We start from the raw sequence: 19,280 nt of genomic DNA, 5'->3' as shown, positions 1-19,280 counted from the left end.
TTACTCACCAAAGTACTTGTTGAAGATTTCATCGTACTGGCCATTGTTCTTCACGGTTTTCAGTGCCGTGTTCAGTTTGTCCAGCAGTTCTTGGTTGTCTTTATTGATGGCAATACCAAAACCGTTACCGAAGTATTTAGCGCTGGTTACTTGATCACCTACATAAACAAGGCTGTCGTTCTTCTTGAACCATTCAGCCACTACGGCGGTATCACCAAATACAGAGTCGATACGACCATTTTGCATATCGATAAATGCATCCTGGTAGCTTCCATATGGAACGGCGGTGACACCGTCAAGTTGTTCGGTTAAGTAGCTTTGGTGGGTTGAACCATTTTGTACACCGACACGTTTGCCGTTTAGTGCAGCTTGATCTGCAACCTTGCCGTCTAGGGCAACAAAAGCGGCTGAGTTGTCGTAGTAAGCGTTAGTGAAGTTCACTACTTGCTGGCGCTGTTCAGTAATATCAATACCTGAGATGGCTGCATCATAACGACGGAATTTTAGAGCTGGGATCAGGCTATCAAAAGGTTGGTTGTGGAAAGTACATTTTGCCTCAATGACATCACACAGTGCATTGGCCAGATCAACATCAAAGCCTTGAATCTCATTATTCTCGTCAACGTATTCAAATGGGGCATAAGTTGCTTCCATCGCAAACTTAATTTCTTCCTGAGCGGCAGCGTTAGCTGAAACCAAACCAATCAATGTAGCCAATACAATCTTTTTCATCGCGATACTCCGTGCGTCGTTAGGTGCAGCATCAAGTGGGTAGGTGATGCTGAAAATAGGGTATGTTCCCAATGTCTTTGGGTATATAAATCAATTTAGTGGGTGAGGTATTCCGCAAATTCCGGTGTGGCCGGATGGGTAAATGCCTCTTTGGTGCCGTGTTCCACCATGCGGCCTTTTTCAAGGTACAGCACGTGGCTGGCGATTTTCTTGGCGAATTCTACTTCATGGGTTACCACCACTTGGGTGATACCTGTTTCACCAAGATCATTGATGATTTTGACAACCTGATTGGTAATTTCAGGATCGAGTGCGGCAGTTGGCTCATCAAATAACAGCACTTCTGGCTTCATCATCAGGGCGCGGGCAATAGCAACTCGCTGTTGTTGCCCACCCGATAATTGCAAGGGCCAAGCTTCCGCTTTATCTGCCAGCTGTAATTTTGTCAGCAATGTCAGGGCTTCGTCGGTTGCCTGAGTCTTAGAAATCCCTGCAACTTTCATCGGCGCTTCTATCAAGTTTTCCATCACAGTAAGGTGAGGCCATAGGTTGTACTGCTGGAACACCATACCGACTTTACGTCTTAATTTTAGTGCCTGCTTTTCACATATTGACTGGGCAAAATCATAGGCTTCGTTGGCGACCTGTAGCTGACCACTGCTAGCGTTTTCCAGTAAGTTCAGCACTCTTAGTAAAGAGCTTTTGCCTGCGCCACTTGGGCCAAGCAATACCAAGGTTTCCCCTTTGCCACAGGTGAACTCAACATCATGAAGAACCTGGGTATTACCATAGAATTTATTAACACTCTTTACTTGAATACTCATGCTGACTTACTGCATTAAACGTCATTTGATGGTTATATTACCCAGAGTGAGATCTTATGCAAGAAAAATGTATAAAATATTCCGTAGGTTGCATTTTTGTTTGATTTTTGTTCTGTGGTTTGGGTTTTTTGCCATTTAAACCACTGTAAATACACAAATGGTGCGGCAGATGTGAAAGGGACAAGAAAGTGAACAAGAGAGAGGGGAATAATTACGCATTTGTTTGGCGAAAAGAAAAGCGAGAATGTTGATACCCTGCATAAAGCAGCAGATGTAAAAAAGGCCACTTAGAAAGCGGCCTTTGACTGTCTGGGGTTTACCGTGTGATGAAATTATACCGTTTGGGCAATTTCGGCTGTTTCGCGGCGGGCTTTAACGACAAACGTATAACCAATAAGTGCTACAAAACCGGTGATAAACATCGCAATGGTTACCGTTATCAAGCCGTGCATTGCGAATGCTGATACTAAGCCACTTGCTGCGAAACAGACCATTGTTTGCAGGAAGTTAAGTAAGCCTGCTGCTGTCGCACTACAGTTTTTGAAATCTTCCAATGCTTTGCTGATGATAAGCGGGTAAATTGCACCGTTAGCCACCGCTAGGAAACAGAATGGTACAAGGATAGGCCAAATTGTGGTCGGCTCTGTCTGAATCGAGATCATGAACATAATCGTTACGCTGGCAAAGAATAGCTTCAGGATCCACGGAAGCAATTGCTGGCTATCGTATTTGTTCAGTAGGGTACGGCAACCGTAACCACCGATGATGAACGCAACAGTTTGTGGCGCGTAGCTCAGGCCGATATCTGCACCCGAGTAACCCATAGCGGCCATGACAAATGGTGAGCCTGTTAGGTAAGCAAAGAAAGCAGCAGAACACGCAGCAAAAATGATCATGTTACCAATGAATTTTTTTGAACTCAGGATTTGAGCATAGTCACGGCGTAGCTGTACCATTATTTTTTCTTGTTTTTTGTCCAAATTCGCACTTTCAGTTTCCTTAAGCGTCATAATGGACAAAACAGCACCAAAGCCAACCAGAGCAACAAAGATGCTACGCCAGCCAAATTGGTGCTCAAGCATCGCGCCTGCAAGGGGAGCAAGTGCTGGTGATAGGGCAACTAATGGCATGATGGTCGCAAATACACGCTCAGAGACTTTGCCTTCGTAGCGGTCGATAACGACAGCTTGCCAGATCACGGTAGCGCTACATGCGCCTAGTGCCTGTGCAAAGCGAGCTGCCAACATAAGCTCAACATTCGGAGCAAAGGCACAGAATACAGAAGCGATACTGAAGAGCGTCATACCGCCTATTAGCACTTTGATACGACCAATACGATCAGACAGTGGGCCGTAAATAAGCTGGCCGATTGCCATACCTAACAAGAAAATACTGAGTGTTAGGCCAATAAGTGATTGTGATGTATCAAAATCCTCTCGAATTACTTCGAAAGCAGGAAGGTACATGTCAGTTGCTAGGAAGCCCAGCATACTTAAACACGCAAACCACATAGTGGTCATTTTTGAAGGTTGATTTGTCATAGTTTTATTTCATTAGCTGTTTTGTACTTTGCGGCAAGTCTATACATGGTTTTTTATGGTGTGAAACGGTAAAATTTCAACGTTGCTTTCAATAAATTTGATTTGATTGTTTTTGCATCAATGTAGCGTGCTTTACCTTGCGCACAGAGTAAGGTTGAATATTGCACAATTTGTGTTAATTGGGTGCTACTTGTTGTGTTATTGCTGTGAAAATCAGCAACTCTGGCTGCGGTTTTAACGAGCTAGGCACGAACTAAAGGAAGATCCTGATGTTTTCATATAACGACTTACAAGTGATTGATGTGGTTGCTCGGCGCGGAAGTTTTTCGGCTGCTGCTGAAGAATTACACAAAGTGCCCAGTGCAATTAGCTATACCGTCAGGGTGATTGAGGAGCGGTTAGCCGTCGACTTGTTTGTTCGGCTTCACCGGCAAGTGCAGTTAACCCCAGCTGGGGAGTTTTTTGTTGAGGAAGCCAGAGGGCTACTCAAGCAGATGGAGATGCTGAAACTGCAAACCCAGCGTGTTGCCAATGGCTGGTCACAAAGTGTGTCGGTGGCGCTTGATACGGTGGTTCGTGAGAGCCGGGTAAATACACTGGTACGAGATTTCTATCGGCAATTCCCTGATATGGAGTTACATCTGACGATGGAGGTGTTCAACGGCGTATGGGATGCGTTGTCGGATGGCCGGGCAGATATTGCTATCGGCGCAACGGCAGCGGTGCCAGTTAGCGGATATTTTGATTATCGCGACATGGGAGTTTTGGAGTGGCGGTTTGTCGTTAGCCCTGATCATCCTTTGGCTGATATAGACTATCCACTGGAAGCTAAAGAGTTGGTAGAGTATCCGGCTATCTGCCTTGAAGATACGTCACGGGTATTGCCTAAGCGAGTGACGTGGTTGATGGATAACCAGCGTCGGATCATGGTACCGAACTGGCACAGTGCGATGTCATGTTTGAAATCAGGACTTGGGATTTGTGTGGTGCCAGAGCACAAGGCCTTGCCACTTATCGAAAGCGGTGAGTTGGTGGAAAAACAACTCGCAGTAAAGCCACCAGTCAGCCCTTGTTGTTTGGCTTGGAACAAAGAAAGTCAAAACCCAGCGATTGATTGGCTGCTCGATTACCTGGGTGACAGCGAGCAGCTCCATCGCGAATGGATGCGGTAAGCCCATTCTTTGCTGCTGATGATTATTCCGCTGGTTGCTCGCCTTCAGCACTTTCAGTTGGATTCACACCTTGTGCTTGTTCAGCTTGTTGGGCTTCCGCTTCCATCTTGGCGCGTTCGGCCTTGGAGATGTAGCGTGGTTTGTTGCTGCGGTGCAGCTTGGCGTTTGTTTTCTTCTGCCTTTTCTTCAGCGCTTCGTTAATTTTCTTCTTGCGGTTCATGGTTACATACCAAATCGAAATTGGCTGGCAATTCTAGGGGGAATTGCGAAAGAAGTGAAGAAGGGATTACGTTTATGCTGTCGAGAGAGGTGAAACGCCGGACTTTACCGGCGTTTGTGTAGTTTTCGAGAGCTGCTATTCCTCTTCTTCTAGCTCAATCGGTTCTATAGGGCATCCATCTGGAGCTGTTCCGGTTGGTACAGGTTCCTCTTCAGAGAAAAATCCAACGCCAACTTTTGCCGTTTTTGCTTTTTTCAAGCTTATTACAACTTTATCGCCAGGCTGTACATCGGGGACTGAATCACCCTTATCTGTTCGAAGGACAATACCAGCCCCACCGCATCGATTGGCGTCAGTGTCTTCGCTTGTCTCTTCCCAAGCGGCCTCTTCAGCGAGATATTTAAACATGCTTCCTTCGGCGAAAACTTTAATTACAAAGGGGGTATTGAGATCACAAAAGGTTACGTTTACGCCTTCATCGTCAATCGTTTCACAGGATGCTTGATCAACAAGGTCAACGAGTGCGCCGTTGGACTTTTGATTGTATTGATCGTTTACATTGAGACCACCAATTTCAATGATTAGACGTTTTTCACCATCATCCTCATGTCGAATGAGAGCTTCGAAATCCCATTCAAGGTTAGTTTCAGTTGCATAGTTTTTAGGTGTGACATCTGCAAAGTATCTAGTGCTACCAGCCGTTGCTGTGAATGAGAGTGTTGTTAGTAATACCGCAGTTGTTGCTGCCAACTTGAAGTTAGAAGACATAGTTTTCTCCGTGAAATGAAGTTTCTTTATTGATTGGCAACTAAAGAATAAATTGATGTTAGCTTTTGTATTTCTATTTATTGAGAAATTATGTAGCGATCAAATGGGTATATTAAAATATAAATTATTTTGTGATTTTTTATTGCTAAATACAAATTGAGATTGTCTCAAGATACCGTTGTGGAATTAAGCAAAGTTGTGATAGAGGTAATAAATAAATGACAACAAAAAGGTGAATTCACATTGGTTGCGGAAAATTACCTTTGCTTGGGTGGCCAGCTTTCTTAGACAATGGGCATCATAAGGATGGTTGGCTTTACCATATGTATATGTTTGCTAAATAAGGCATGGAAGAGCAATAAAAAAGCCAAACTTTTTTGTCTGGCTCTTATTGTTTAGAACTGTGTTTCACTCATAAGATATGAATTGCAGTGGTGCGACACCGACTGATAAACGACGCACTAATGTCGGGTTATACAATCTTGCTTGAGTCGCATTTTTATTTTCACTCGCTAGTTGTAAAGACAGTTTTGCTGCTTGTTCAGCCATAACTTGGATAGGGTAGCGTATCGTTGTCAGCTTCGGATGGACGTATCGAGCAATATCACCATCATCAAAGCCAATAACCGAAATATCTTCTGGAATGCGCAAGTTATTTTCGTGTAGAACGGATAAACAACCTGCCGCCATGTAGTCGTTATAGGTGGCAACAGCAGTCACGGGGAGGTTTTTCGACAGCAGGTTGGTCATTGCATATTCACCGCCCAGCTCATCCGGTTCACCGTACTCGATATATTCTTCGTTAGGCTCTAAGCCATGATCTTTGAGGGCTTCAAGGTAGCCAGCCTTGCGATCCCTGGCATCTTCTATGTCATGGCTGGAGCACAGGTAACCGATATGCTTGTGACCATGGCGGATCAAATATTCAGTGGCGAGATAAGATCCTTTGCGGTTATCGAGTGAAATACAGCGTGAGGCGATCTCTGGGACAATACGGTTGATCACGACCAGTCCCGGAATTTCTGTGGCTAAGTCTATGAGCTCTTGATCTTCCAATCCTTTACTGTGAATAACTAGTGACTCACAGCGGCTGTTAATGAGAAGGTTTATCGCATTACGCTCTTTGACGGGATCGTGATACCCACTTCCAATTAGAAGTTGTTTTGCATGTTGATTGGCAATGGTATCGATGGCTTTCACCATGGTACCGAAGAAGGGGGCGGAGACATCATTGACGAGCACGCCAATGGTATTGGTTGACTTACTCACGAGTGCTCTGGCATTGGCATTGGGCCTATAGCCAAGTTTTGCCATAGCGGCTTTCACGGCTTTGATTGCCGTTTCACTGGTGTGTGGTGCGTTGTTGATCACTCGTGAAGTCGTGGCGACGGAAACGCCCGCTTCTTTAGCGACATCCTTGATGGTAGCCATAGAGCCCTCTCTCTTTACTGCTGGCTCATTAAACAATGGAAAGGGTGATAAAACAAACCCTCGTCAGTGTTTTTTAACTGGCTGAATTAATAATTGTAAGTTGAGTCACCCTACTAAATCGAAGTCGTTTAATTTATCAGCAAATCAGAGAGTCAGATTAGACGGTGGGCAGATGAAAAGAAAGAGTGCCGCTCTGAGGGGGAAGTCAGCGCGGCACTGCAGAGCTAAAACCTATGTCTAGATTTTAGTGTTTACTTGGCTCTAGAGTCAGGCTGTAAGCGTACTGCTTATCAGTTAGCTTGAACTCCTCATGAACACTTGGGCTCCATGAATCATCACCGCCAACCCCCATATGCTGGTGGTCGATACGCAGGAATAGCTGTTGCTCAGGTTTCAACTCATTGGTGTGTTTTGCTTCAGTCAATTGCTGTTGATTGTATCGACTAACACTGAACTGGAAGTCACCCGAGATGTTTAGACTACCAATGGTAAGTGATTGACAGCCACAACGCAGCCCACTGTCCGTTGGGAAGATATAAGGCGTGTGCATGGCCGTGACTGCTTCAGTGTAATGACCAAAACGTGCTCCAGATAGTCTGTCGGGATAGTTTTCGAATGGACCCAGTCCGCGCCACTCAATGTTCTGCTGTTCATCCTGTAGTGGTAAGGCTAGCTCGATGCCAATACGTGGCATCGGCGGAAGCTCATCAGCAAGGTTGATTGTTACATCAACCTTGGCCTTGCCTTGGCTATCTAGGGTGTAAGTCCAAGCCGTAATGGCTTGGACATTGCCATTGAAGGTATACACAAACGTTGACGTTACCGTGACCTGGTGGTTAAGCGTATTGACCTGGCAATTGACACATTCACGGTTCCACTTACCAATGCCCGCAGCATCCCAGCGGCATACCCAGGCATTTGGGTCAACAAAATCGACTTCACTGACACCGATGTCGTTATCCAAAGGTGCACGGAAGAAGTTATCGACCGGTGAGCTGACGAATTGAGGTTTAGCATCAACGGTCCATTGCTCTAATAAGCCACTCGCTTTATTCCAGCACCAATGGTGTGTTCCATCTTCGGTACTGACTAAAATGGCTTCGCTGTTTTCCGTTGCGACAGGCGCATGACCTTGTGTCAATGAAGGGTAAGCCAACGAATTGCGGTTGATAACTGCAAACTGTTCGCTGGCAATGGTGTGGCCAGCTTCAGCCCATGCGGTTGCTTCAATCAGTTCGATGTCGGTATTTAAATGATAAACTGCCCCCGTGCGAGGTTTAAAATCGACATCCAAGCACAGCGTTCTCTGGCTGTCAGCCGGTACATTAAGCTGTTGTTCACCTGAAGCAATCACCCGCCCATCTTCAAGCAGTGACCATTTTAGCTGTTCGTTATCGGTGGTACGGAACAAGTTTTCGTTGGTTACAGTCAGGGTGTACGCTATGCAGTTAGCCAATTGTTCTTCACTATTTAGCGCGATGGTGATCATGCGCTGGCAGTGCTTGGCTTCTTCCAGTGTTGGATGCGGGGTTCGATCCGGGAACACCAAACCATTGATGCAGAACTGACGGTCATTGATAGTATCGCCAAAGTCACCCCCATAGGCCCAGAAGTGTTCGCCTTGCTCGTCATACTTGCCGATGCCTTGATCAACCCAATCCCAAATAAAGCCACCTTGTAGGCGAGGGTAATCACGGAATGCATCCCAGTATTCGTTGAAGCTACCGAGACTGTTACCCATAGCGTGAGCGTATTCACACAGGATCAATGGACGGTCTTCATTCGGTAACGAAACCCATTTCTTGATTGACCATTTTGGCACGGCTTCATCGGCAATGGTGGTATTAACCCGCGCATACATCGGGGCAATAATATCTGTGGCTGTGGTATCAGAGCCACCACCTTCGTATTGCACTGGGCGGGAAGGGTCAAAGTTCTTCGACCACGCATACATGGCATTATGGTTGCTACCGTGGCCAGACTCGTTACCCAGTGACCAGATAATAATCGATGGATGGTTCTTATCGCGCATGACCATCTGGGTATAGCGACTCATGTAAGCGTGTGCCCACATTGGATCGGCAGACAGGCGATTCATTGGCTCCATGCCGTGGGTTTCAATGTTGGCTTCGTCACACACATACAAGCCATACTGGTCACATAGTTCATACCAACGTGGGTGATTCGGGTAGTGGGCGGTACGAACAGCATTGAAGTTATATTGCTTCATTAGGCAGATATCTTTGATCATGTCTGCCTCAGTCATCACATGACCAAGCTCAGGATGGTGCTCGTGGCGGTTCACACCGCGGATCAGTAGAGGTTTGCCGTTGAGGCAAAGCTGGCCACCGATGGTTTCGACTTTACGGAAACCGACCTGATAGGCTTCACTTTCAATATGGTTTCCATTGGCATCTAGCAGTGATACCACACAGCGGTACAAATTCGGTGTTTCTGCGCTCCATTTATTCGGTTCACGTACTGCCAAGGTTTGAAAAACGACGTCGTTGTAGCTACCACGCTCATCAATGCGGCGATTATTCGGTCGGTCAATGACAGGCTCTGTGATTACTTGTTCGCCGTCAAACAGCTGAACCTGAACATAGTGCTCTGCAGTGGCGTTGATATGAGTAACAACGGCTATGCTGCCATCACGGTAGCAGGCATCTAAATTTGGTGTGATAAAGACATCTTGAATGCTCTGCGAAGGTTTGGTCAGTAGGGTCACATCACGGAAAATACCGCTTAGCCACCACATGTCCTGGTCTTCGAGGTAGCTGCCGTCACTCCAGCGGATCACCATTACCGCAAGGCTGTTTTCACCTGCAACAAGGTACTGGGATAGATCGAACTCGGCAGGTAGCCGGCTGTCTTGGCTGTAACCGACCCAGTGACCGTTACACCATAGGTGGAAGGCTGAATTTACGCCATCAAAGATAATGCGGTGGGTTTCTGATAGTTGATTTTCTTCAACCAAGAAGTTTGTGCGGTAGCAACCTGTTGGATTATCTTTTGGGACGAACGGCGGGTTAACCTCAAACGGGTATTTGACGTTGGCGTAAATCGGTTTGTCATAACCGTGGAGCTGCCAGTTTGAAGGGACTGGAATATTATCCCATTCTTGGTCATTGAAGTTAGGAGCTATGAACTCACCGTTAACGTGTTCTGGGGCGTCAAAAAGTTTGAATTTCCATTCGCCATTCAATGACTGGCGCTGGGCATTTTTCCCATCACGGGCACTGTCGACATCACGGTAGCTAGCTAATGGACTGTGCGCAGACAAACAATGGATGTTCACAGACTGTGGATTTTCCCAGTCTCGGCGCTGAATAATGTTAGTAAATGCCGTCATCGTTATCCTACTTAAAGTGATCTTACTTAATCTTGTTAATTTTAGTCGCGGTGCAGTACGGCTATGGTAGCGGCCACACTGCGATTAATTTGGTGTGCTCTATCTGTTATTGAGTCAAGGTATCCAACAGGTAATCTTTGGCCTGTGAATGTCCTGCTTCTTCAGCAAGGTTTGCCCAATCAACTGCTTGTTTTAGCTTTCCGTCATTCATTGCTTGGTCGATATGCTGTTTAAAATAGTGCCAGTTCTGAGTGTCAGCGTGACTAGCTTGCAGTTGCACAGAAGAGGCCGGTTGTATGTCCTGTTCAACGTTGGTGACAGACAATGCTGCGGTTGTTGATGCCTTTTGTGCCGTCAGGTTTGCTAGCATATCGACGACAGGGTTGCCAAAGTGTTCTTGGGTGGTGATTTCAACGATACCAACTGGAGAAAGTGTTGCGACGAGCGGTAATCGCTTGCTGCCGATGATATGTTGTGATTCAGCAAATTCTTGTTCTGGGTGGATCCGCGTGAGTTGGTTGCCTATTTGGGTGGGATCATTTTGGACCACCATATAAGCCTGTTGATTCAACTGAGTGCTGAGGATGAACTTTCCTTCAATACGTTCAACACCACTTAAGTCGCTAGTGAAATAATGAAAGTCATCGGTGGTGTATTGTTCGACCAAATTCCAGTTCCTGTCATAAATGGCGACAGCTGGTGCGATGACTTCGCTGTCTTTTATCGGGGCTCTGACAGTGAGTAAGAACGGGGAAGCAACTTGCGGCAAGGCATATGCTTGGACCGGAGTCCGAGCTGATGTAAGAGGAAGCGTTTCGCTATTACCATCCAGCGTGACATATTGCTGACTGTCCAGCGCAAGAGGCTGGATAGCCAGTTCAGCGACAGAATCGCAGCAAACCGATTGGCTAAGATCGGTATTGAGTGCTGTGTCTGGAATACTGCTGCAAGCGGTTAGGCTCAGGCCAAGCAGAATGGTCGCCAACTGTTTTCTCTTCATTCTTCGTTCCTCTCAGTGCAGGTCAGGCTGACCTGCACTGTTTTGTCAGATTTCCGTTACCGGACTATTTCCGATACCGAATTCCTTACCACCAAGTTTCGACGTTAAAACCAAAGGTTACTTCGTCAACATTTTGCTTGCCACTCTCACTGCGCATTGCTGCACCGTAGGTCTCGCCACCACGATCCCATTCATCGTTTTTCTCTGAGTAGGTCGCGAAGACGCGGAGAGTAGGGCGAGCCCAGACCCCTTTTCCAGCTTGGAACATTTGGGCTACAGTGACTTTGAACATGTCATTAGTACCAGCGCCATTTTGTGCTTCAACAGTCTCGTAACCCACTTCTAGCGCTGTCGCCATGTATTCAGTCCAGCTGTACTGAGGACGAGCGCCGACACTGAACCACTTTTCACCTTCGTTATTGTCTAGGTTTTTATCTTGATAGGCGATGGAATACATAACCTGGAAGTCTTCGTTGACGTTCAAGTCACCGTGATTGAATAGACGCCAGCTGTAACCATCGTGAACTTCACCTGTACTGTATTTGCGGTTAGAGCCTCCCTCTGCACTCATCAAACCACCGGCTAGGGCATCGGTACCATACTGGAAGGCAAGAGTGTTTGAACCGTAATTCCAAGCTTGGCGATAAAGGGCAGAGAGCATGGCACCAGAGGTTGTGATGTCGGCTTCGTCATGGCTTGAGTTTTGCTCGAAGACATAGTTAAGGCCAAAGGTCAGGTCAGCTGTATCGCTCAGTGCAATATCGCTGATTCGAGCATCAATATTATGCAGGCTGCGACCATCTTCACCATTGGAATTCGGTGCCATCCATGCAATATGACCGTTACCAAAGCCTAGGTCCCAGTCCTCGACACCAATACCGGTACTGGATGTATCCCAATACTTAATATCAATCATGTGCACTTCGTGACGGCGGTAAAAGCGTTCACCTGCCCATACTTTGGCATTAGGCTGTGAAGCGATTAATCCGTGACCCGCAGACCACATTTGGATGATGCTGACATCACCCCAGCTTTCACCACTACCAAGATAAAGGGTGGTGTCAAAATAAGCGTCACCGTGTTGCCAGACATCAGCTTTCAGGCCGGCTTCCCACCAATTCAGCTCGTTACCCAAACGGTAATTACCATAACCTTCACTGGCACGGATCACATCGTTGCGCTCACCTTTGCCATTATTATGATCATCATTGTCTGTGTAGATGTTTCCCCATTTTGCATAACCAAAGTAAGTGATATTTTCCACTGCGGCTTGGCTGGCTAGTGGGGCAAGTACCAAAGCGATACCGACTGCTTTTGCTAGCATCTTTTGTTTCATGAAACGTCTCCATATTATGTTTTTTTATTTATGGGTCCTAACTCGAGGCTGATCCTAACATTGCTCTGGAAACGTTTACAGTGAGGTTTGGCTGATTTTATCAAACAAAGGCAAAACATTTGATGAAACTGTAATTTAGGTCACATAAACGCCGTCTTTTGGCTGCTTTTGAGGGTTTTTTATACGGGTGATGATGTTCGCTGTCCGGAAACGATTACATTTGGTGGGGCTGTGAGGAGAGGAGATAAATAAAAAGCCCAACAAAACATGAGGTTGGGCTTTTTTGATCAATAGAAACTAACTTCTTTTCCAAGCAGTACTGATTGCTCGGTAAGCCAAGTAAAGAAGTTATCTATGAGTGTTTTGAGTTAGGAACCCAAGGATAACGTTTCACTTTTAATCACAATAGCCACAGAATACGTCAGCTGTTAGTGCGAATTCAAGTAATATGTGAAACTCCTCGAGTGTGTGTTTAACTCAAAACACCGCATTTTTACTGGGGTGGTATCGATTTCACCCGCGGCATAAACTTAGCGAATAACCTTAGCTTTTTTCGGGGGGAAGCAGGAACACGCCATTAGGGTTAATCGTCAAGTATGCATGGTCGATGAAGTTGGCATTGAACTGTGCAGAGTTTAGTTGAAGCAATTATTCCCCCGTCAATGTTGCGGTAGACCCACACCATTATCACGCAATCCTAAGCTGAAATGGTTCCCCGGAACCAATGCGAGCTTAATCTTAGTCGTATTAGCAACCTTTTCGGATTCTGCGTTTTCAGCCAGCCTTATACAGATGAAGGTGTGAGAGCTGTCTCTAAAGTTGAATGTTAAATGTGACCATTCAATAAATGCACGTAAAAGAGGGGGTATTTATGGATATATATTTAAAAGTTGTTTTTCTTTTGTATTTAACTTATTGATATTAAATATATTAAGTGATTTCCATTTGAAATAAGTACATTTGTTCATATTTTTTATGCAATAAACACCACATTCAACGTTTCTCTTATTTTTATATAGGAGAAATGGTATGAATAAAACATCGCTATTTTGCGTTTTGGTATTGCTAGCTTCAGCGACTTCTGGACGTGCTTTTTCAGAGGAAGTATTTAATTCTCAAGGAAAATATAAAAACTTCAGTTTTGTTGGGGCTGGCTTGGCCGTGGGAGAGACTGTTTTCTCTGATAAGGGGAGTCGACCCAGTATAAAACCTTATATATTCCATCATAGTGATTATGGTTTTATCGATGGTAGCTTAGCCAACCTAGCGCTCACACCTTGGTTTGGCCTGTCTGGTAATTTACGCTTGTCTGAGGTTTCAGGTGATTTTGACGATATACCCACTGGTATAGATGATCGGGAAAGCAGCGGAGAATTAGGGGTAACCTTGGGTACAGTCGGTGCGAGGTTAACGTATTTGCATGATATTACTGATAAACACAACGGGTATGAGGTTCAGCTTCATTTCGGGCGCGCCTTTGATACTCCCTTGGAAAGACTCACTTTATCTCCTTATGTTGAACTGAATTATCGTGATAACAATCTCTCTGGTTATATCTATAGTGTTTCTGAAAGAGAATCTAACGCTTCTGGGTTTCAACAGTTTAAATCCGGTGATACTTGGGTTTATAAGGGAGGGGTGACTGGGCTATACGATATCAGCCATCATTTATTGGGAGTCTCTAAATTAGAGTTGGAATATCACGACAGTGATAGTCCGCTTGTACAGAATGATCTTGGGTGGAAGTTTAGTGTCGGAGCGGCTTATCGATTTTAATTTTTTTCCAGGCAGAATCCTTTTAGTGCGGCGTCTTGTACCTGAATGCAAAAAAGGATTGGCATTGAGCCAATCCTTTGTTGATATTTTTGTGAACATTTACTCGTAATCAGAAGCGTAAGTTTCTTCGTAAGTGTGTGAGTAAAGTTCAAACAGGTTGCCAAACGGGTCTTCTAGATAAACCATTTTGGCTGGTTTGTTATCATCTTCTGGGTGGTAGCGCATGATGTCCATACGTACTTTACCACCGAATTTTTCTACTTTTTCAATTACAGCTGCAAAGTCGTCGGTTTGCAGACAGAAGTGGAAAATACCAAGTCGAGAGAAATCGACCTCGTGGCGTTCCTGTCGCTCTTTCATCTCAAAAAGTTCGACACCAATACCATCTGTTGTAACGAGGTGGGCAATGTTAAAGCCCTTGAAGCCTTCGCCGAACACAGCGATACACATTCTACCAATAGCGGTTTCCCGCTCTTCAATAACTTTGGTGTTGTTCATTACGACTTTAAGGCCAAGAGCATTGGTATAAAACTCAACAGCTTTATCCATATCGCCGACCATGATACCAACGTGATTCATTTTCATAATTTGCTCCAGACTCAGATGATTGTGAGGTGATTTGTTTCGATGGGGAGAGTATATGGAATTGTTTATATCAATAGAAATTATCAATATTTATAGTAATGATAATTTAAAGTTATTATAAGGTGTTTACTTTAGTGGCTGAGAACTGGATCAGCTTATAATCGGTAATTCATCACATAACCAGCCTATTGCGAGGCCATTGTATGCATAGGTTAGCCAAAAACATCTATTCTTATAGGTGCCTTTTACTTCTGTAGGATCACAGCATGAAAAAGCTAATTGGTTTACTGGTAATGATGTTATTCAGTTTTTCGGTACAAGCTGGGGGAGGTTCTGGTACCGGTGGGATTCCGAGTATCCCTTGTGTGATTGATGGTAAGCTCATCCATAAACATCTTCAAATTACTGAGTGTAACGAACTGAAGAAAGAAGCAACTGATCAGAAAGCGAAAACGGTGTACTAACAACTCATGCGGTATCAATTAAACTCTATCTGTGACGGGGTCACTTTTGCCCCCGTACACCTCCACCTTATCTTCATATCCATTTCTTAACCTGAAACTGTTCTGGTAAAGCACTATCGTGCTTAAATGTTAATTGTTACTTGATTTGGTCTGGAAACGTTTCCATGGTGCGTGCTGGCTCACAGTATCTGCTGAGTATTTCATTATGATCGGATGAAATTTCATGCTTAACGGGAAACCATGACAATGGAAAAGCAAATCATTCGTCTAAGAGGTCAGCAATCTGAAATGATTGTTGAGATTGGAGAAATCGCTGAAGTACTCTACTGGGGCGAGTCTATTTCTGGCTATCCGAAGGGTGCAGCTCTTGCCTTGAAACGGCCTGTACCTTACGGCCGCTTAGATAATGATGTGCCTGTTTCGTTGCATCCTGAATTAGCAAGAGGCGTATTTGGTAGTCCAGCACTGGAAGGTCATCGTAATGGGCAAGACTGGGCTCCCGCATTTACCATCAAGTCTATTTCACACCAAAGCGGTAGCCTTATTATTGAAAGCCACGACTCTATTGCAGGTCTAGCTCTAACGGTGAATCTGGATTTGGATAGCAATGATGTTGTCCAACTTAAGCAAACACTAACAAATATCGGGGAAGGGGAATATCTGGTTAACCGGCTTGCTAATACCTTACCTATTCCTGAGCGGGCCAATGAGCTGCTGACCTACTATGGTCGCTGGGTTAAAGAGTTTCAGCAGGTACGCCAAACGTTATCTCAAGGTGGCTATCAGCAAGAAAACCGCCGTGGTCGTACATCCCATGAACATTACCCGGCACTGATTGCAGGTACTAAAGGTTTTGGAGAGTGTGATGGCGATGTCTGGGGCTTCCACTTTGCGTGGAGCGGTAACCACCGTATGCGTGTTGACGTTAAAGCCGATGGGCGACGTGTTGTGCAAGCTGAAGCTATTTATTTGCCGGGTGAAATCTCTTTGCAACCAGGTGAAAGCTTGGTCACACCTGTATTGTATGCTTCGCACAGTGGAGCGGGTTTGAATAGCATGAGTCAGCAATTCCATGGCCATGTTCGCGAGTCTATCCTTGCGCCGCAAATCAGTGAAAAGCCAAGGCCAATCCACCTTAATACGTGGGAAGGCATATACTTTGACCACGATCCTGCTTATATCAAAGAGATGGCGACAGAGTCAGCCAAAATGGGCGTCGAGCGCTTTATTATCGATGACGGTTGGTTCAAGGGCCGTAATGGTGACAAAGCCGCACTGGGTGATTGGTATCTTGATGAAGCTAAATACCCACAAGGGCTTGAAGGTATTGTCAGCCATGTGAACCAGTTAGGTATGGAGTTTGGTTTGTGGTTTGAGCCCGAGATGATTAACAAGGACTCGGATCTGTATCGTAACCACCCCGACTGGCTGCTGGCTGTTGGCGGTTATGATCAGCCAACGGGCCGTAACCAGTATGCGATTGACTTACAGAATGAAGATGCCTTTGCGTACTTGCTTGAAAGATTGGATCATTTTTTGTCTCGCTACAATATCGCTTACATTAAGTGGGATATGAACCGTGAGATTGTTCAGCCTGCTCATCGGGGACGTGCCGCAGGAAATAACCAAGTGACGCGCTATTATGAACTGGTAGAGCAGATCCGAGAGCGTCATCCTGAGGTTGAAATTGAGTCTTGTGCTGCGGGTGGTGGCCGAATTGACTTTGAGGTACTGAAACGTACCCATCGTTTTTGGACATCAGATAACAATGATGCTCTGGAAAGGCAGCAGATCCAACGAGGGTTCAGCTATTTCTTCCCACCAGAAGTGATGGGTAGTCATATCGGTGCCCGTCATTGTCATAGTACTCGTCGCACCCATGATATCCGCTTTCGTGGCCTGACTGCCTTGTTTGGCCATATGGGGATTGAGCTTGACCCGGTTAAAGAAGGAGCTGAAGAAAAAGTGGGCTTTGAGCGTTATATCAAGCTGCACAAAACTTATCGTTCTTTGCTTCATAGCGGTAAGTCTGTGCGTATTCCGGTTGATGATCATGACGGCCAATTAGCGAAGGCGGTAATCAGTGAGGATGGTAATGAAGCACTGGTTATGGTGGCACAACTTTCGATGCCAACCAATTCACTGAGTGGTGTGCTGCGGATCCCGGGTTTGGATGCAGATAAAGCCTATACTATTTCGGTGATTGATCACCCTGACAACTTCCATGAAGGCTTGGTGAACCAGCAACCGGCGTGGACAAAGCAACCAACGGTGCTAACAGGGGAGTGGTGCCAAAAGATAGGTTTAGCCATGCCTATTCTTGATGCCGAAAGTGCGGTACTTATTAGGTTAGCGGCTGAATAATCATTATATTTCAGCATTAGATTGAATGGATGGGGCCTAGTCACAGGTCCCATCTTTTTTTGATATTTACAGTATGCAGTTTTGTATGATGGCAGAATAAACACATGAAGTGATCAAAATCCCATTTTGTGGTTCTACCCATGGAATGAATGGAAACGTTTCCATGGGTGAGGTTTGGATCACAGTTATCCTCCTGTAGATCCTTAATATACCTTCTGAGCCCAGAGCTTAAAAAAATAAAGATACAATAATTAATTCTGTACGTGCCCTTTTAGTTAGGGAAGGGGTATGGAACAGATTGAAGGATAAAAAATGTCTGACAAAATTACACTACAAACCAAACTATCATATGGTCTGGGTGCACTAGGTAAAGATTTCGCGTGTGCACCGATTTATATTTTCTTGATGTTCTACTTCACCGATGTTGCAGGCTTGTCTGCTGCTTTTGTGGGTACTATCTTCCTTGCTGCCCGTATTCTTGATGCGGTTACTGATCCAATGATGGGGGTGATTGTTGATAACACCCGTTCAAAATTTGGTAAATTCCGCCCGTGGATTGTGATTGGTACATTGCTGAATGCCATCGTATTGGTTGGCCTGTTCAGCACTCACATGTTCGAAGGTCCTGCTCTATACCTTTATGCTGCAGCTGCATACATTCTCTGGGGCCTCACTTACACCATTATGGATATCCCTTACTGGTCAATGATCCCGGCGCTGTCGAGCGAGCGCCAAGAACGTGAAAAGCTGGTTGTATGGCCACGTCTATTTGCCAGCCTTGCATGGTTTATCACCGGTACTTACGGCCTTCACATTGTCGGTGTATTGGGCGACGGTAACCAAGGTGATGGCTTTTTCAATATGGCGATGCTGATTGCAGTACTGTTCGTGATGAGTGCTTTCTTGATTGCGCGGAACGTAAAAGAAAAAGCGGCGCCAGCCAATGTTAAACCTGCAGAAAAATTCAGTTTCAAAGATGTACTGATTATTATTGGTAAAAACGACCAGCTAAAAGCACTGATTGGTACTGTTCTATCATTCCAGATTGCTAACCTGCTTGTTGGTGGCTTTGCTATCTACTACTTCTCTTACGCATTGGGTAATCCAGAATTGTTCCCAGTCTATATGATGGTCGCGGGTGCGGCAGAAGTTGCTGGTGTGTTCTTGTTCCCTCGTATTGCCGCTAAACTTCCACGTAAGCACTTGTGGAAAATGGCATGTGGTTTCCCAATTCTCTCTTGTATCATTTTGTTCGTAATGGCAGTCATGTTCCCTGGCAGTACGCTGCTTATCGGTTTAGCGGGTGCGGCAATTAAGTTCGGTGTGGGTATTGCTAACGCACTACAAACAGTGATGCTTGCCGATGTTGTTGACTACGGTGAGTACAAAACAGGTCGCCGCAGCGAGAGTGTTATCTTCTCTGTGCAGACAATGTTAGTTAAATTCGCCGGTGCGGCTGGTGGCTTTATCGTAGGTGTGGGCTTGTCAGTGGTTGGTTATGTACCAAATGTCGAGCAAACAGCTGATACCATTATGGGTCTGAACTTTATGATGTTTGGTTTACCTGCCATATTGATGGCAGTAAGTGGTATCGTTTACCAACGCTACTACCGCTTGCATGACGGTTTCAACAAAGATGCTGTTGAGAACGATATGGTTGATGCAAAACCAGTCCAAGCGTAATTTATCTAAGCTTCAATTCAGTAGATAAGAAA

Annotated in this window: 15 protein-coding genes; 5 read left to right on the top strand and 10 right to left on the bottom strand. The window is 45.3% G+C overall.

What is annotated here, in order from left to right:
• From ACVA53_RS02730 to punC, 3 genes are all read right to left on the bottom strand, one after another.
• A complete protein-coding gene (locus ACVA53_RS02730; protein WP_255042343.1) occupies window positions 1–732 on the bottom strand; it encodes a lysine/arginine/ornithine ABC transporter substrate-binding protein in 732 nt (243 codons plus the stop codon).
• Between the two features lie 95 nt (window positions 733–827).
• Window positions 828–1,556, bottom strand: a complete 729-nt coding sequence (gene artP / locus ACVA53_RS02725) for an arginine ABC transporter ATP-binding protein ArtP (protein WP_255042344.1) — start codon at window positions 1,554–1,556, stop codon at window positions 828–830.
• Window positions 1,557–1,888: 332 nt separating this feature from the next.
• Window positions 1,889–3,097 (bottom strand): purine nucleoside transporter PunC, encoded by a 1,209-nt coding sequence (gene punC, locus ACVA53_RS02720; RefSeq protein WP_255042346.1) that lies wholly within the window; start codon window positions 3,095–3,097, stop codon window positions 1,889–1,891.
• A gap of 269 nt (window positions 3,098–3,366) precedes the next feature.
• On the opposite strand from punC, the gene punR reads away from it, so the two are divergent.
• Complete coding sequence (punR, locus tag ACVA53_RS02715) at window positions 3,367–4,269, top strand: DNA-binding transcriptional activator PunR (protein ID WP_255042347.1); 903 nt, start codon at window positions 3,367–3,369, stop codon at window positions 4,267–4,269.
• A gap of 22 nt (window positions 4,270–4,291) precedes the next feature.
• Here punR and ACVA53_RS02710 read toward each other — a convergent pair whose 3' ends face one another.
• The 6 genes from ACVA53_RS02710 to ACVA53_RS02685 all read right to left on the bottom strand — a co-directional run bounded on the left by ACVA53_RS02710 (window position 4,292) and on the right by ACVA53_RS02685 (window position 12,376).
• Window positions 4,292–4,489, bottom strand: coding sequence for a DUF2986 domain-containing protein (locus ACVA53_RS02710; RefSeq protein WP_255042348.1), 198 nt, complete (start codon window positions 4,487–4,489; stop codon window positions 4,292–4,294).
• Between the two features lie 135 nt (window positions 4,490–4,624).
• Window positions 4,625–5,257 carry a hypothetical protein gene (locus ACVA53_RS02705; protein ID WP_255042349.1) on the bottom strand — a complete coding sequence of 211 codons (633 nt, stop codon included), beginning with the start codon at window positions 5,255–5,257 and terminating at the stop codon, window positions 4,625–4,627.
• Window positions 5,258–5,665: 408 nt separating this feature from the next.
• Window positions 5,666–6,688: a substrate-binding domain-containing protein gene (locus tag ACVA53_RS02700; RefSeq protein ID WP_255042350.1), complete on the bottom strand. Its 1,023-nt coding sequence runs from the start codon at window positions 6,686–6,688 to the stop codon at window positions 5,666–5,668.
• Between the two features lie 244 nt (window positions 6,689–6,932).
• Window positions 6,933–10,040, bottom strand: a complete 3,108-nt coding sequence (locus ACVA53_RS02695; RefSeq protein ID WP_255042351.1) for a beta-galactosidase — start codon at window positions 10,038–10,040, stop codon at window positions 6,933–6,935.
• A gap of 106 nt (window positions 10,041–10,146) precedes the next feature.
• Window positions 10,147–11,040, bottom strand: coding sequence for a MalM family protein (locus ACVA53_RS02690; protein WP_446504443.1), 894 nt, complete (start codon window positions 11,038–11,040; stop codon window positions 10,147–10,149).
• A gap of 85 nt (window positions 11,041–11,125) precedes the next feature.
• Window positions 11,126–12,376, bottom strand: coding sequence for a carbohydrate porin (locus tag ACVA53_RS02685; protein WP_255042353.1), 1,251 nt, complete (start codon window positions 12,374–12,376; stop codon window positions 11,126–11,128).
• Between the two features lie 1,029 nt (window positions 12,377–13,405).
• On the opposite strand from ACVA53_RS02685, the gene ACVA53_RS02680 reads away from it, so the two are divergent.
• On the top strand, window positions 13,406–14,152 hold the full coding sequence (locus ACVA53_RS02680; RefSeq protein WP_446504442.1) for a MipA/OmpV family protein: 747 nt from the start codon (window positions 13,406–13,408) through the stop codon (window positions 14,150–14,152).
• Between the two features lie 99 nt (window positions 14,153–14,251).
• Here the strand turns inward: ACVA53_RS02680 and ACVA53_RS02675 are convergent, their stop codons facing one another.
• Window positions 14,252–14,737: a VOC family protein gene (locus ACVA53_RS02675; protein WP_446504441.1), complete on the bottom strand. Its 486-nt coding sequence runs from the start codon at window positions 14,735–14,737 to the stop codon at window positions 14,252–14,254.
• 266 nt (window positions 14,738–15,003) lie between these two features.
• On the opposite strand from ACVA53_RS02675, the gene ACVA53_RS02670 reads away from it, so the two are divergent.
• From ACVA53_RS02670 to melB, 3 genes are all read left to right on the top strand, one after another.
• Window positions 15,004–15,201, top strand: coding sequence for a hypothetical protein (locus tag ACVA53_RS02670; protein WP_255042357.1), 198 nt, complete (start codon window positions 15,004–15,006; stop codon window positions 15,199–15,201).
• A gap of 240 nt (window positions 15,202–15,441) precedes the next feature.
• A complete protein-coding gene (locus tag ACVA53_RS02665) occupies window positions 15,442–17,565 on the top strand; it encodes an alpha-galactosidase (protein ID WP_446504440.1) in 2,124 nt (707 codons plus the stop codon).
• A 312-nt stretch (window positions 17,566–17,877) separates the two neighbouring features.
• Window positions 17,878–19,248, top strand: coding sequence for a melibiose:sodium transporter MelB (melB, locus tag ACVA53_RS02660; protein WP_446504439.1), 1,371 nt, complete (start codon window positions 17,878–17,880; stop codon window positions 19,246–19,248).
• The last annotated feature ends 32 nt before the right edge of the window (window positions 19,249–19,280 follow it).

The sequence above is a fragment of the Photobacterium sp. DNB23_23_1 genome (assembly GCF_052873815.1).
This window is presented reverse-complemented; position numbering and strand designations above follow the sequence as displayed.

Excerpts from the sequence above, each read along its gene's own strand:
- ACVA53_RS02700 (WP_255042350.1), bottom strand. The coding sequence starts at position 6,688 with ATGGCTACCATCAAGGATGTCGCTAAAGAAGCGGGCGTTTCCGTCGCC.
- ACVA53_RS02675 (WP_446504441.1), bottom strand. The coding sequence starts at position 14,737 with ATGAAAATGAATCACGTTGGTATCATGGTCGGCGATATGGATAAAGCT.
- punR (WP_255042347.1), top strand. The coding sequence starts at position 3,367 with ATGTTTTCATATAACGACTTACAAGTGATTGATGTGGTTGCTCGGCGC.
- melB (WP_446504439.1), top strand. The coding sequence starts at position 17,878 with ATGTCTGACAAAATTACACTACAAACCAAACTATCATATGGTCTGGGT.
- ACVA53_RS02710 (WP_255042348.1), bottom strand. The coding sequence starts at position 4,489 with ATGAACCGCAAGAAGAAAATTAACGAAGCGCTGAAGAAAAGGCAGAAG.
- ACVA53_RS02665 (WP_446504440.1), top strand. The coding sequence starts at position 15,442 with ATGACAATGGAAAAGCAAATCATTCGTCTAAGAGGTCAGCAATCTGAA.
- artP (WP_255042344.1), bottom strand. The coding sequence starts at position 1,556 with ATGAGTATTCAAGTAAAGAGTGTTAATAAATTCTATGGTAATACCCAG.
- ACVA53_RS02695 (WP_255042351.1), bottom strand. The coding sequence starts at position 10,040 with ATGACGGCATTTACTAACATTATTCAGCGCCGAGACTGGGAAAATCCA.
- ACVA53_RS02685 (WP_255042353.1), bottom strand. The coding sequence starts at position 12,376 with ATGAAACAAAAGATGCTAGCAAAAGCAGTCGGTATCGCTTTGGTACTT.
- ACVA53_RS02690 (WP_446504443.1), bottom strand. The coding sequence starts at position 11,040 with ATGAAGAGAAAACAGTTGGCGACCATTCTGCTTGGCCTGAGCCTAACC.
- punC (WP_255042346.1), bottom strand. The coding sequence starts at position 3,097 with ATGACAAATCAACCTTCAAAAATGACCACTATGTGGTTTGCGTGTTTA.
- ACVA53_RS02705 (WP_255042349.1), bottom strand. The coding sequence starts at position 5,257 with ATGTCTTCTAACTTCAAGTTGGCAGCAACAACTGCGGTATTACTAACA.
- ACVA53_RS02680 (WP_446504442.1), top strand. The coding sequence starts at position 13,406 with ATGAATAAAACATCGCTATTTTGCGTTTTGGTATTGCTAGCTTCAGCG.
- ACVA53_RS02670 (WP_255042357.1), top strand. The coding sequence starts at position 15,004 with ATGAAAAAGCTAATTGGTTTACTGGTAATGATGTTATTCAGTTTTTCG.
- ACVA53_RS02730 (WP_255042343.1), bottom strand. The coding sequence starts at position 732 with ATGAAAAAGATTGTATTGGCTACATTGATTGGTTTGGTTTCAGCTAAC.